The following is a 13,875-nucleotide window of genomic DNA, read 5'->3' as shown; positions in this document are numbered from 1 at the left end:
CTGACCACTTCCCGAATCAAGGTGGCGAATAATACACTGATAAATCAGTAATTCAACCCTTAAATCCGTTTTTTCTGATTGGCGATTCAGACCCAAAGGATAGATTGCCAAACCAGAACTGAAGCTGATTCATCCAATAACGATGAGTCTTGCCCCATTCCCTGCTGCATCAGCAGTAGGGAGGCGCGCAGTATAGGGATATCCATATTGCCGTCAACTATTCTTTTCACTTTGATGACAATTAGCGGTCATTTTCAATAATTCAGCATTGTAATACCCGTTGCTACGCTACCCGAGTCCGGGCCAACGGCTTTTTCCACTGTTTCCGCCATAAACGCTCAGCCAATAACAACGCCACAAAGACACTGTAGAGAACGGGCTCAAGCCAGTTGGATCGGATTTGCAGTAAATAGTGAATCGCGGCAAGTACAGCAATCGCATAAACCAATGTATGCAACTGCTTCCAGCGCTGACGAAGGCGTCGCTGCCAATAGCTGTGAGACGTCACGGCCAATGGCAATAGCAGTAACCAGGCCAGCATTCCCAATGTCAGGTAAGGGCGCTTTACCAGCTCAGTCGCTATTTCCTGCCAATGCCATTCCAGCAAGAAGGCGGAGTAAGCCAGCAGATGACAGGTGGCGTAAGTAAATGTGATCAATCCCACCATACGGCGGTGAGTGGCTGGCCACTTTACCCCCATTCTTCGTAAGGGTGAGATGGCAAGACCGATCAATAACAGATTAAAGGTCCAGCTACCGGTAAAAAAGACAATCGCCCGGCCAGGCTCCGGCCCCAATACATCCCATTCGCCCATCTGCAACCGAACCACCAGCCATAACAAGTAAACCAGTGGTAACAAACCGGCAATCAGAACCAGCCAGCCGCGCCAGACTCGTGTTGATAACGCCATACCTCTCCCCCCTCTTTTGGACCTGTGCTTAATACAGCTTCTGTAAATCCATTCCCCGGTACAAATGGGCAACTTCATCGGCATAGCCGTTAAACATCTGTGTTTCGATCCGATTGGCGGATAGCAGACCAGAAGGCAGCCTGCGCTCACGGGCCTGACTCCAGCGAGGGTGATCGACTTCCGGGTTTACGTTGGCATAAAAGCCGTATTCATTAGGGGCCAATGAATTCCAGCTTGTGACTGGCTGCGTTTCAGTGAAGCGTATCGAGACGATTGACTTGATGCTTTTAAAGCCATATTTCCAGGGCACAACCAATCTCAATGGTGCGCCATTCTGGTTTGGCAATACTTCACCATACAATCCAACGGCGAGTATGGTTAATGGGTTCATGGCTTCATCCATGCGCAGGCCTTCCCGATACGGCCAGTCAATGGTTGAAAAACGGCTGCGCTGCTCAGGGAATTGTTTTGGATCTTCCAAGGTCTTGAATTCAACAAACCGGGCGCTGGACAGCGGCTTGCAACGCTTGATCAGATCGGCCAAGGAGAAGCCAATCCAGGGAATTACCATAGACCAGGCCTCAACACAGCGCAGTCGATAGATACGCTCCTCAAGCTCCATATCCTTCATTATTGTTTCCAGCGACAGGACTCCTGGATTTTCGCAGGCACCGCTGATTTCCACAGACCAGGGATCTGTCGACAGTTTGCTGGCATACCGTGCCGGGTCGGCTTTGTCGTAGCCAAACTCATAGAAGTTATTGTAGTTGGTAATGGCGCTATAAGGGGCGGGGGCATCTGTCGTACTGAGTGGCGATTCTTTCGCCGCACCAATTTGCTGTTGCAGCCAGCCGGGGCCTGCTGTTTCAGGATTTTTTCGGGTGGTTAATGCCAGAGCTGGCAAACTCATGGTTGCCGCAGAAATCGCGGCAGAAGCACTTAAGGCAGTACCAATCGACGCTCCCATAAAGGCGCGTCGATTAAGATATGTATCTTTGGGGGTGATTTCTGACGGCTTTGGATCGCTACGTCGAGGTTTTAATATCATCATGCTGCGACTCCCTGATAAGAAGGTTGATCTCTTTGATATAGAGTAGTCGCAGAAGGTTGCTAGTTCTTACGATTTATTAGTCGATCCCACACTTCAAAGGCAGGTCCCGACAAGGCATAGCCAACAAAAAACAATAACAGCACCTTGGCCGGGTCGATGGAAACCACCACAAAGACCAGCACCACCGCCAACAAGGCCACAAACGGCACCTTGCCTTTCAAGTCCAGTCCCTTGAAGCTGTGATAACGGACATTACTGACCATCAGCAAGCCCGATACGGGTACCAGTACCGCCATTAACCAGGCGACGGACTCGCCACTAACGCCGGCATCCGAAAACATCCATACGGTTCCGGCAACCACTGCAGCAGCAGAGGGACTGGCCAACCCCGTAAAAAAGTTTTTGTCGGCAACGCCCAGTTGCGTATTGAAACGAGCCAGCCGTAACGCCGCCCCGGCGACATAAACAAAAGCAGCCAGCCAGCCTATTTTACCCAGATCCTGTAACGCCCAACTGAACGCAACCAGAGCAGGGGCCATACCAAATGACACCATATCGGACAGACTGTCGTACTCTGCGCCAAAATCACTTTGGGTGTTGGTCATGCGTGCAACACGGCCATCCAGCCCATCCAGAATCATGGCAATAAAAATCGCTACGGCAGCGGTTTCAAAGTGCCCGTTCATACTCGCGGTGATGGCGTAAAAACCGGAAAACAGGGCAGCTGTAGTAAACAGGTTAGGTAGCAAATAAATGCCCCGACCACCGGCCCAGCCAGAGTGGCGTTGCGAGTCGTCACTCTTGTTATTGCATTCGTTTAACGGATCTTCTTCATTGGGGTGTTGCTGAACTGGTTTCATTCAATGGCCTTATCATGCACTGGCAGTATGATGAAATATTCACTGCCGAAAGGAATCTGCCGTTTGCTGGCACGGGTCTGTTACGGAAACAGCCTGACAAACACTATTATGCGTTATCCATCAAAGGCTGTCTTCCAGAGTGCCTGAATCAGTGGATCATTCAAGCGGTGAACGTGAGAGCACAACCCAATCAGGAAGGATTCCAGCTCCGGCTGTACAGCCAGCACCCGAACCCGGGACGACATCGGACTATGGCGCAACACCAATTCCGGCACAACGCCAACCCCGACTCCCAGAGCCACCATACTGACGATAGCCTCGCTACCCGACACCTGTGCATAGATATGCGGCTGGATTGATCTGGCAGCAAACCACTGATCCACCCGGGAACGACCCAAGCCACTGGTCGATAGCACCATCGGAACCTTTTGCCAATCCGGCTCCGGCTTGGCCAACTCAGGAATAATAGCGACATTTCTCGGTGCTATAAATAGCAGAGGGCTGGACGTCAGTGCCCGAAATGACAACTCACGATCCAGTGTTTCCGGACGCGCAGCGACTACGATATCGGCTTCCCCTGAGCGCAGCCTGGGAATTGATTCCGCCGCATCACCCGTCAGTATATTCAGATCAATACAAGGGTAGCGCTCCCGAAACCGGGATAACAGATCAGGCAACACCGTAAAACTGGCCGTCACCGAGCAAAACAGCGTCAGTCGCCCGGACAGCTTGCTGACCCCCACATTGACTTCATGCCTCAGGGTTTGCCAGGAGAACAGGGTCTGTTCCGCATGTTGGCCAAATCGTTCTCCGGCACGGGTTAACGACAGCTGCATTCGGTCACGATTCAGCAAAGGTACCCCAACTTCCTGTTCCATTCGTGCCAGCCTGCGACTGAGTGTCGATGGACTCATATGCAGCTGTTCTGCAGCCCGTCCCAAATGCAATACCGACGCCAGACAGATAAAAGACTGCAAGTCTTTGTAATCCATGGAGTTTTACCTATTCATAAAAATCACTGACCAGACTCGGAACAAAAATACCGCAAGCATTCACGACTCTTTGCACAAAACGCAACACAGCAACGCAAATATAGCATTTTACGCAACGTAAGCATTGGCCTACCATGCCCGCATCGACATTCTGTACACCCCTGCAATGAGGAAGACTGGTATGGGCAACAACTACTTTAACACTCTGAACCTGCGCGAAAAGCTGGACCAACTGGGCCGCTGTCGCTTTATGAACCGTGATGAATTTGAGTCCGAAGCCGATTACCTGAAAGGCAAAAAAATTGTCATCATCGGTTGTGGTGCCCAGGGCTTGAACCAGGGTCTGAACATGCGCGACTCCGGTCTGGACGTGTCTTACACACTGCGTGCCGCGGCGATTGCAGAAAAACGTCAGTCGTGGAAAAACGCCACCGACAACGGTTTCACCGTCGGCACTTATGAAGAGCTGATTCCAACGGCTGACCTGGTCATGAACCTGACTCCAGACAAACAGCATACTGCCGTTGTTTCTGCTGTTATGCCACTGATGAAACAAGGGGCTACCCTGGGCTATTCCCATGGTTTCAACATTGTTGAAGAAGGCATGCAAATCCGTGAAGACCTGACCGTCATCATGGTTGCACCCAAGTGCCCGGGCTCTGAAGTACGTGAAGAATACAAACGTGGCTTTGGCGTCCCGACGCTGATCGCGGTTCACCCAGAGAACGATCCGAATGGCGACGGCCTGGAAATTGCCAAAGCCTGGGCGGCTGGTACTGGCGGTCACCGTGCCGGTTGTCTGGAATCCTCCTTTGTTGCCGAAGTAAAATCCGACCTGATGGGTGAGCAAACCATCCTGTGTGGCATGCTGCAAACCGGCGCCATTCTGGGCTTCGAAAAAATGGTTGAAGACGGCATAGATGAAGGTTACGCCGCCAAGCTGATCCAGTACGGCTGGGAAACCACCACAGAAGCTCTGAAATATGGCGGCATCACCAACATGATGGATCGCCTGAGCAACCCGGCCAAAATCGAAGCCTTCGATATGGCCGAAGACCTGAAAGAACTGATGCGTCCCTTGTTCCGCAAACACCAGGACGACATCATTTCTGGCGAGTTCTCCCGCACCATGATGGAAGACTGGGCCAACAACGACAAAAACCTGCTGACCTGGCGTGAAGAAACCGCAGAAACCGGCTTTGAAAAAGCACCGGCGTCTGACGTTGAAATTGATGAGCAAGAATACTTCGACCACGGCATCATGCTGGTTGCCATGATCAAGGCTGGTGTTGAGCTGGCTTTCGAAACCATGGTTGAGTCCGGCATCGTTGAAGAGTCTGCTTACTACGAGTCTCTGCACGAAACACCACTGATCGCCAACACCATCGCCCGTCGCAAACTGTACGAAATGAACGTCGTTATTTCCGACACAGCAGAATACGGTAACTACCTGTTCTCCCACGCAGCGGTACCCCTGCTGCGCGAGAAGTTCATGCCACATATCAGCACCGATGTGATTGGTAAAGGACTGAAGCTGAAAACCAACTCGGTTGATAACGCTCGCCTGATCGAAGTAAACGACGCCATCCGTAACCACCCGGTTGAATGGGTTGGCCAGGAACTGCGTGGCTATATGACCGACATGAAACGCATCGTAGAAGCAGCGCGTTAATCATGCACGACGACTGCGAATCTGTCTGATGCGCAGCCTTCCGTCATAAAAAAGCCGCTACCGGAACAAACCGGTAGCGGCTTTTTCTTTTTATAGCGGATCAAGCAGAATGGTGCTTACTTAACTACCCGACAGTTGCCCCACTCACAACGTAACAGCAAGAAACTGGCATCTTCACACCGCGCCTGATAGACCTCATCTGGCCAAGCACTGCTGAGCAAGCTGACTTCCGCTCCAGGACAAGCCAGGTGCTGCGTCAGCTTTTCGACAACATAGTAGGAACGGCCATACACCTTGCCGGTCTGTTTCTCTACTGCCGCTTCTCTCAGCAATAATGCATCACCTTTCATATCCCGATGATGCTGCATCTCCAACAAGGCCTTGTAAGTTACCTCACGATCAGCCAGATCCAGATCCCCCCGATCAAAGGCATCCAGAACCTCAAGGCATCGGCTTTCCTGATTCTCTTTATCCGCCAGAGCCGCTGCCACTTCCTGCTCTGCTGCTTCAACGATTCCCCAGGTCAGCGCCATCGCCAGTCGAGCACCGGTTGGTTGGCGTGTATCGGTTATCGTAACCAGATCATACGCCAAACCATAATCTGCACTTTTCACCAAACTGCCATTACGGTTCCACCAGTTCTGACGCGCCAGCTGTGCCGCCTTGTCTGCCCGATAGCTGACATGCGTACAGCTATCGGCCCATGTCCGCAAACGTGTATCCAAAGCCAGCGTATCGTAAATCGCTTCACCCTTGGGTGATAATGACGGCCCACCGCTCGTCGTTGCACAGCCAGACAAACCGATAGCCAAAGCCACAGCAATAACCGACGTTCGACCCCACAACACACCGGTTCCTGTGATCATATTCTTTATTCGCATAAATCAGTCTTCCTTTGCTGGAGATTGATGCACTGCCAGCCATGACAGCATATTTTCAAAATCAAATGGCCAACCAAGCTCATCAGATGAGCTATCATGCCGAATCACTGGTATGCGAATACCATAACGCTCCACCAATGTTTCATCATCAGCGATATCGATGTAGTGATACGTTATCGGCAGCACGCTGGCAGCCTGTTGCAACAGCTTGTCTGCGTCTTCGCACAAGTGGCAGCCATCAGTACCGTATATTGTAAAAGCCACGCCTTGATTAATCCTTGATGAAATCTTCACTTTGACAGTCGTTACCAACAACCGGGTTACAGTAGACCAAAAAGTCTGAATGTTTATAGACCAGACTGACTATTTTCCTGCCTATCGATCACATCCAGAAAATTCTGCTGGTAAATTCATGATTGATAATAAAAACTAACTTACTGATAATTAAGTCAATATTTGAAAAACAATCGACTCAATACTCCCAGATGCCCATCGCGGTACTCAAGCAGTAAGGCAGCAGACAAACACTATGACGACGGATCAAGGCTATCTCGCAGCATTGACAGTGATGCCATTACTGCAGATTTTGCCACACCAACACAGAGAACACCTGCCACCACCACTCGGCCATAGCACTCCAGAATTGCCTGTCATACTGGATGCCTGTACCGCCAAGGAATATATCAACCACCTGCATGCCACACACAACAGCAACGACTTTTGTGTTTTGCCACCGTTGCGGTTCGACGCCGGAGCCAGCGGCCCGTTACACCATTTGTTTTTATGCAGTAACACATTACGCGAAGCTCTGTATTACCTGGAAAAGTTTGCCTCGTTGTTATCGGAACACATGGTCGTCAATGTTACCCGAACCCGCCAAGGGCCTCTGCGTATCCGTATCGACCTGAAGGCACCCATAGACACCGGCAGCTGCCGCTGGCGGATGGAATTACTGATCAGCACACTACTCAGCTGGTTTCGCCATTTATGTGGCTCACGCCTGATCATAGAGCGGATTCTGCTGCCATGGCAGGAGCCGGATTACGCTCAGCGCTATAGCCAGCAATGGCAAACCGAACTACTCTTTGATGCCTCGCAATGTACCATTGAGCTGCAGCCGGACAGCCTTGATCTGGGGTTACACCATACCAACCCGAACATCACCCAAATGATGCGTCAGGTAGTTGAAAAACAGTTTCGCAAACTCGTCCGGGCGGGTTCACTCTGCAATCACATCCAACGTGCCCTGATCAATGGCCAGCTCAGTTTCTCGGCCACCCAGCAAACCATTGCCGAGCACTTCAATATCAGCACCCGCACTCTGAATCGCCACCTGCAACAGGAAGCGACTTCATTAAAACAACTGATCACTCAAGTACGGATAAAACAAGCCAAGCATCTGTTAACCAGCAGCAATGACAGTATCGATGCAATTGCCGTAACCCTGGGACTATCTGGCAGACGGGCGCTCGATCGTATATTTCACAAACATGAAAATATCAGTCCGGCACAGTTTCGTCAGGATGCCAGTGTATCGATTGCAGAATCCTGTTAAACACCCACAGCGATCAGCGACCAGCCAGGCCCATCAGGCTGGCACGCTGGATCACCGCAACCGTCAGCAAATCAGTGATACGCCCGTCCAGCGTCATGGCCAGTGCCTCAGCAAAAGGCAGCCGCTGAATATCCAGTTGCTCGGTATCATCAAAACAAGTCTCACCCTCCGTCAGTCCTTGCGCCAGAAAAGCAAAGGCTTCTTCATTGGTAATGCAATTACTGACATGAAAATACCCTAGCGGCTGCCACTCGTCAGCGCTCAGACCAGTTTCTTCCTTCAATTCACGTCGAGCAGCCAGTTCCGGTGACTCATCCAATGGCCCGCCTCCCATTGGCAATTCCCAACTGTATTGATCCAAAGGAAAGCGGTACTGCCCGATCAACCAGGTATCGCCATTCTCGGCGATAGGCAATATGGCAATCGCACGATTTTTAAACGCCACTGTGCCATAAATACCCGGCTTGCCTGTCGGTGCAATCACCTGGTGATCGTCGACCCGCATCCACGGATTTTCATACACCGTCTGAGCGCTGACAATGCGCCAAGGACCCCGTTGCTGTTCGTCATTCTGAGACATGATCATTATCCCGGCAAAAAATTGGGCTAAAGACTGCCATAGCCAACAACCAGACGCCACCGGCGATCCCTCCCAGCAAGTGAGCCTCGGTTGCCACTCGTCCACCAATCATCTCACTCACCGCTCCACCGCTGTAATAAGGCGATTGTTCCCATACCACCTTGAGTACCACCAGTCCGGCAAACAGCATCGCCATACGGCGGCTATATCCAAGCGCAACAAATGGAGCCACCATCAACATACCATGCAACACCCCGGACAAACCCACATAGCGCTGCAGATCCCCGGCAAACAGCATCAATCCCAGTCCAACAACACCACTGCACCAGAGCAACAACCCTACGAACACCCTGTTTGGTACCGTTCCAGCGGCGATCACAGCCAGCAACACCAGCCCACCCACATTACCCAGCGCATGAGGCCAGGATAAATGCACCCAGTGGCACGTTAACAAGCGCCACCACTGACCTTGGCCAATGTCACTACGGTCAAACGCCAACCATTGTGAACTGACAGGTTCCAGCACACTGGCCAGTAACACAGCGATAATCGCCCCAAGACAAAAAGCAGATTGCTTTATCACTATATTTTCACCGGGATAACCGCCATTCAGAGTTCATATCAAAGTCCATATTCATAGTGTCGAACCGGACTGACAACAGACACGGCATCACGACCTGGCAAGCATCCATACCATAAACACGGCCGATCGATTATCACAACAGAGAACAGGCAAGACGAGCCAACACCACACAGCCAGCCATATGGCTCACTGGTTTATGGCAAACAGCAGAGGGGCAGTCTCATATCGCAGACCGCGAGGAACAGGCAGGTCAGAATAACCAGCCAGCAGAGCATACAGAAAAGCAGCGAGACTCAGTAACGTCGATTCAGATACCCATGAATCGCATCCGGGCTATACAGCCATTCGCTGTTTTGCTCACCATCGATACGCAAGCAAGGAACCCGAGGTATACCACCGCCATTGACCAGCTCATTACGATAAGCATCAACACGCTCAACGTCTTTTTCCACTACCCGCAAACCAAGCCGCAGGCAATGGCGTCGCACCTGGATAGAAGCCGGACAATTACGCGAAAAGTACAAATGCATTCGACGGGATTCACGATCCAGTACTGTTTGCAGATCAGGGGCATGTACAACCGGTTTGACCGGGACGACTCGGTCGACCAGATCAAATGCCATGCCTTTCAGTTGACGAGCTACGTTCATATCATCAAGACTCAACCGCATGAAATCGACGCGCATTGTAGTCTTGTTTTGCCACACGGCAACCCCTGAACAAGGACTTTTTTAAACCACCACCTGACAATCATCTGATCGTCCTGGAAAAACAGTTTCACCGGTCATAAACCTTTCCTTTTTGCTGGCCGCCAGGTGCAATCCGCAAACAAGGATAGTCACCAGCAATCTCAGTATGGCCCCGCTTATTCACAGCTTGCGTTGCTTTCCGGCAGCCGCAGAGGCTTACTGGATCCAGCCATTACGATCAAATGATGGCAGTTCATCCCAGCCTTTCCAGTGCATCCAGACGGCCACGGCTTTACCCACAATATTTTCTTCCGGTACAAAACCCCACACCCGACCATCGCTGCTGTTACCGCGATTGTCACCCATCATGAAATAATGCCCCTCCGGCACATCCCAGACCCCTTCAGGCCCCGCCCAAACCACCAGATCACTAGCGCCTACCGGCCGTCCTACAACCCATTTTACGGTAGCCGTATGATCACCCAGCGATTCTTCCGCCAGATACTTTACCGGGCGGTAAACCGGCTCGCCTCCCAGGTTACGGGTCGGTATTTTTTCACCGTTAATGGTCAGCTGACGGTCACGATACTCGATGTGATCCCCCGGCAAGCCGATAACCCGCTTGATAAAATAACGTGGGTCCTCCGGTGGGAAAAATACCATCACATCCCCCCGCTCCGGCTCGCCAACAGGGATCAGCGTATTGCCGAATACCGGCATTCTCAGTCCATAATGAAATTTGCTGACCAGAATAAAGTCACCCTCTGTCAGACCAGGCTCCATCGATGCCGATGGAATCTGAAATGGCTCTGCAATAAATGAGCGCAGCACAAAGACAATTGCCAGTACCGGGAAAAACGACTTGCTCTGTTCAACCAGAAAAGGCTCTTGTGCCACCTTCCCAGCGACATCCATATTCCCTGCTGCTGTTGCTGCATCAGCACGGGCAACGCGCCGGGATGCCAGAAACAACTTATCGATCAAGGCCACGATGCCGGTAAACAGCGTGGCAATCATCAAGATGAGCGGAAAATCAATATTCATAAATAGAAATAACCTAAGAGCATTGCATCATCGGGTTCGGCGTAGTGGCAAACCAGCAGCTCCACGGCGAAATGACAGCAGTGACGGGGACTTCCCTTCCTTGGGTGCAGACGTGATTACCATCGGTAAGCGCGTCCCGCGACGCGGTTCTGCAAGTACTCAAGTACTTATGCGTAACCTTGCAGAGCCGCAGGTACTTCATCAGATATCGAAGCTGTGGCGCAGTACGATCGTTTCAAGACGATCAGGGCCAGTAGAAATAATATCAATCGGCGCATTGATGGCTTTTTCTACAAAACGGATATACGCACGGGCATTCTCTGGCAAGTCTTCCAGTGCTTTGGCACCAAAGGTGGACTCAGTCCAGCCTGGCAGCTCTTCATAGACTGGAGTGATTTTGGCAAACTTGTCAGCACTGGCCGGAACATTCATGCGCTGGCCGTTTTCATCTTCGTAGCCGACACAGACCTTGATGGTTTCAAGACCATCCAGTACGTCGAGCTTGGTCAGACAAATAGTATTGATAGAGTTCACCCGGATCGCGTGTTTTACCAGCATGGCATCAAACCAGCCACAACGGCGATTACGGCCAGTGGTTGTACCGGTTTCCTTACCCACGGTCGCCAGCTGCGTACCAACCTCATCAAACAGTTCGGTTGGAAACGGGCCAGACCCGACACGGGTGGTATACGCCTTGGTAATCCCCAGAATCTGGTCCAGATACAAGGGACCAACGCCGGAACCTGTCGCCACGCCACCGGCAGTGGTGTTGGACGAAGTAACAAACGGATAAGTACCGTGGTCGATATCCAGCAAGGTGCCCTGGGCGCCTTCAAACATGATATCGCCACCGGATTCGCGCACAGAATGCACCAGGTCGACCGCATCAACCACAATGTCCTTGATCTGTGCAGCCCACTCCAGGCAAGACGCCAGAGTTGCTTCGTAGTCGACTTCTTCAACGCCGTAATAGTGCTTCAAGGAGAAGTTATGGTATTCCATTACTTCTTTCAGCTTGTCGGCAAATTCCGGCTGGAACAGATCGTCAACACGCAAACCGCGACGACTGACCTTGTCTTCATAGGCAGGGCCAATACCACGACCGGTGGTGCCGATTTTGGCATTGCCACGCTTGATCTCACGGGCCTGATCCAGAGCGGCATGATAAGGCAGAATCAGAGGGCAGGCATGGGACAAACGCAAGCGCTCCATAACCGGTACACCACGTTGCTCCAGCGCCCGGATTTCTTTCAACAAGGCATCCGGAGCCACCACCACACCGTTACCCACCACACAGATAACGCCTTCACGCAAAATGCCCGAAGGAATCAGGTGCAATGCGGTTTTTTCACCATCAATCACCAGTGTGTGACCGGCATTGTGGCCACCCTGGAAACGCACAACGGCCGCTGCTTTTTCAGTCAGCAGGTCAACAATTTTCCCTTTACCTTCGTCACCCCATTGGGTGCCGAGAACTACAACACTTTTACCCATGTCTGTCTCAATATTAAGCTGGTTGCACTTGGACCAGCTGCCACTGGCCGTTGATGATTTGCAGGGAATAATCTGCCTGCGGTGTATCCTGCTCACGGCAGGAGATAACACGCATCCCCTGCTGCCTTAGTTCATTCACATACTGCCAGAGTGCGGCATCACCGGTAGCCGGTGCCAGTACCAGAGGCTTGCGTTCCGGGGCAAAGTCACCCAGTCGGGCCAGGACCCGCAAGTCTGCGCTGAATCCTCGTGCCGGACGAGCACGGCCAAAGGCCTTGCCGGTTTCATCGTAGCGGCCGCCCTGGGCAATGGCATCACCGTAACCGGGAATATAAGCACCAAACACCAGACCGGTATGATACTGATAGCCACGCAATTCGGTCAGGTCAATATACAGAGGGACATCAGGAAAACGCTCCAGAACCTGGTTGGCGACCGCCTGCAGATGCTCCAGCTCACTGGCTACACCAGGAACCAGTGCAATCAGCTTGTCAAAACCGTTGGCCAGACCACTCAGAGTACCTTGCAAACGTGCCAATAACTGCAGTGCCTTACGGCTGTTATTATCGGCAATTTCCCGTTCTGCCCAGGCATCGATATCACTGGCACATTTCAGCTTGAGCAAATCAAACAGCTCGGTCTGCTGGGCATCCGTCACCTCTGCCTGTTCAGCAATGGCACGGTAGACACCGACATTACCGATATCAAGATGAATGTTCTTGACGCCACTGGCGGTCAATAGACTCAGCATCATACTGAGTACTTCCACATCCGCGGCCACTCCGGCTTCACCAAACAGCTCAGCACCAATCTGGGTTGGCGTACGGTTGGCCAGCAGGGAGCGGGCACGGGTATGGAAAATTGTCCGGCAATAACAGAAGCGACTGATCCCGTCTCGTGCCAGGCTATGCGCATCGATGCGAGCGACCTGAGGCGTGGTATCAGCACTCAAGCCCATCATGCGGCCGGAAATCTGATCGGTCACCTTGAAGGTACGCAAGTCCAGATCCTTGCCAGTACCGGTCAGGAGTGCATCCAGATATTCCAGTACCGGAGGCGTCACCAGGTCGTAGCCCCAGCTATCCATCAGGTCGAGCAAGCGTCGACGTAAGTGTTCTATCTGCTGCGCGCCAGGCGGCAGGACTTCTTCAATACCGTCCGGCAGTAGCCAGCGATCTGCTAGAGTCATTGTTCAGCCTATATCAATGGGTAACATCCAGAGGTATCGATTGCAGCATAATGCTGACCAACTCCGCCAGACGTACCGTTCGGTCACTATCGGCAGTTACCCTGTTATCTGGTAGCGCCAATATTGTGGAATCGAGGAAAGCCCCAGGCTTTCCGGGATCAATATCAGGCAAGGGCCCAAGGGTTCCCACAGGGATGTCATGGTTTGAACCTTATGACACGCCAGTGCAGCCTTTATCAGCCTGCTTGCCGGAGGACGAAGTGCCTGATGCTTTGGTTATTTCACAAAAAAACCGGGCCTTTGCCCGGTTTTGATGATTTTAGCAAAGCTGCACGGCGATGACCATGAGTCCGACACCTGCCGCCTTGCTCGCCA

14 protein-coding genes are annotated in these 13,875 nt (G+C 52.0%); 2 read left to right on the top strand and 12 right to left on the bottom strand.

Annotated features, from left to right (window positions below; genetic code table 11):
- Positions 1-283: 283 nt before the first annotated feature.
- From Q4551_RS08955 to ilvY, 4 genes are all read right to left on the bottom strand, one after another.
- On the bottom strand, positions 284-910 hold the full coding sequence (locus Q4551_RS08955; protein WP_303433227.1) for a sulfite oxidase heme-binding subunit YedZ: 627 nt from the start codon (positions 908-910) through the stop codon (positions 284-286).
- A 28-nt stretch (positions 911-938) separates the two neighbouring features.
- The gene (msrP, locus tag Q4551_RS08950; protein WP_303433226.1) at positions 939-1,961 is read right to left on the bottom strand and encodes a protein-methionine-sulfoxide reductase catalytic subunit MsrP; all 1,023 of its coding nucleotides are present in this window, start codon (positions 1,959-1,961) and stop codon (positions 939-941) included.
- Between the two features lie 59 nt (positions 1,962-2,020).
- A complete protein-coding gene (gene pssA / locus Q4551_RS08945) occupies positions 2,021-2,821 on the bottom strand; it encodes a CDP-diacylglycerol--serine O-phosphatidyltransferase (RefSeq protein WP_303433225.1) in 801 nt (266 codons plus the stop codon).
- Between the two features lie 113 nt (positions 2,822-2,934).
- Positions 2,935-3,813 carry an HTH-type transcriptional activator IlvY gene (gene ilvY / locus Q4551_RS08940; RefSeq protein ID WP_303433224.1) on the bottom strand — a complete coding sequence of 293 codons (879 nt, stop codon included), beginning with the start codon at positions 3,811-3,813 and terminating at the stop codon, positions 2,935-2,937.
- Positions 3,814-3,994: 181 nt separating this feature from the next.
- Between ilvY and ilvC the strand changes: the two genes are divergently transcribed.
- The gene (gene ilvC / locus Q4551_RS08935) at positions 3,995-5,485 is read left to right on the top strand and encodes a ketol-acid reductoisomerase (RefSeq protein ID WP_303433223.1); all 1,491 of its coding nucleotides are present in this window, start codon (positions 3,995-3,997) and stop codon (positions 5,483-5,485) included.
- A gap of 116 nt (positions 5,486-5,601) precedes the next feature.
- On the opposite strand, the gene Q4551_RS08930 is transcribed toward ilvC, so the two are convergent.
- A complete protein-coding gene (locus tag Q4551_RS08930; protein WP_303433222.1) occupies positions 5,602-6,366 on the bottom strand; it encodes a hypothetical protein in 765 nt (254 codons plus the stop codon).
- Between the two features lie 3 nt (positions 6,367-6,369).
- Entirely contained in the window at positions 6,370-6,630 is a 261-nt protein-coding gene (locus Q4551_RS08925) for a glutaredoxin family protein (RefSeq protein ID WP_303433221.1), read from the bottom strand.
- A gap of 265 nt (positions 6,631-6,895) precedes the next feature.
- Here Q4551_RS08925 and Q4551_RS08920 point away from each other — a divergent pair, with 265 nt between their 5' ends.
- On the top strand, positions 6,896-7,921 hold the full coding sequence (locus tag Q4551_RS08920) for an AraC family transcriptional regulator (protein ID WP_303433220.1): 1,026 nt from the start codon (positions 6,896-6,898) through the stop codon (positions 7,919-7,921).
- Positions 7,922-7,934: 13 nt separating this feature from the next.
- Here the strand turns inward: Q4551_RS08920 and Q4551_RS08915 are convergent, their stop codons facing one another.
- The 6 genes from Q4551_RS08915 to Q4551_RS08890 form a co-directional block, all read right to left on the bottom strand.
- Positions 7,935-8,501 carry an NUDIX hydrolase gene (locus Q4551_RS08915; RefSeq protein ID WP_303433219.1) on the bottom strand — a complete coding sequence of 189 codons (567 nt, stop codon included), beginning with the start codon at positions 8,499-8,501 and terminating at the stop codon, positions 7,935-7,937.
- On the bottom strand, positions 8,488-9,084 hold the full coding sequence (gene rrtA / locus Q4551_RS08910) for a rhombosortase (protein WP_303433218.1): 597 nt from the start codon (positions 9,082-9,084) through the stop codon (positions 8,488-8,490). The genes Q4551_RS08915 and rrtA overlap by 14 nt, the downstream gene beginning before the upstream one ends.
- Before the next feature lie 293 nt (positions 9,085-9,377).
- A complete protein-coding gene (locus Q4551_RS08905) occupies positions 9,378-9,734 on the bottom strand; it encodes a glutaredoxin domain-containing protein (RefSeq protein WP_303433217.1) in 357 nt (118 codons plus the stop codon).
- Positions 9,735-9,989: 255 nt separating this feature from the next.
- Complete coding sequence (lepB, locus tag Q4551_RS08900) at positions 9,990-10,817, bottom strand: signal peptidase I (protein ID WP_303433216.1); 828 nt, start codon at positions 10,815-10,817, stop codon at positions 9,990-9,992.
- A gap of 201 nt (positions 10,818-11,018) precedes the next feature.
- Positions 11,019-12,311: an adenylosuccinate synthase gene (locus tag Q4551_RS08895; RefSeq protein ID WP_303433215.1), complete on the bottom strand. Its 1,293-nt coding sequence runs from the start codon at positions 12,309-12,311 to the stop codon at positions 11,019-11,021.
- A gap of 13 nt (positions 12,312-12,324) precedes the next feature.
- Positions 12,325-13,500: an ATP phosphoribosyltransferase regulatory subunit gene (locus tag Q4551_RS08890; RefSeq protein WP_303433214.1), complete on the bottom strand. Its 1,176-nt coding sequence runs from the start codon at positions 13,498-13,500 to the stop codon at positions 12,325-12,327.
- Between the last annotated feature and the right edge of the window lie 375 nt (positions 13,501-13,875).

Origin of the sequence: Oceanobacter sp. 5_MG-2023 (genome assembly GCF_030548165.1) — a bacterium.
In the GTDB taxonomy this organism is placed as follows: domain Bacteria; phylum Pseudomonadota; class Gammaproteobacteria; order Pseudomonadales; family Oceanobacteraceae; genus Oceanobacter.
This window is presented reverse-complemented; position numbering and strand designations above follow the sequence as displayed.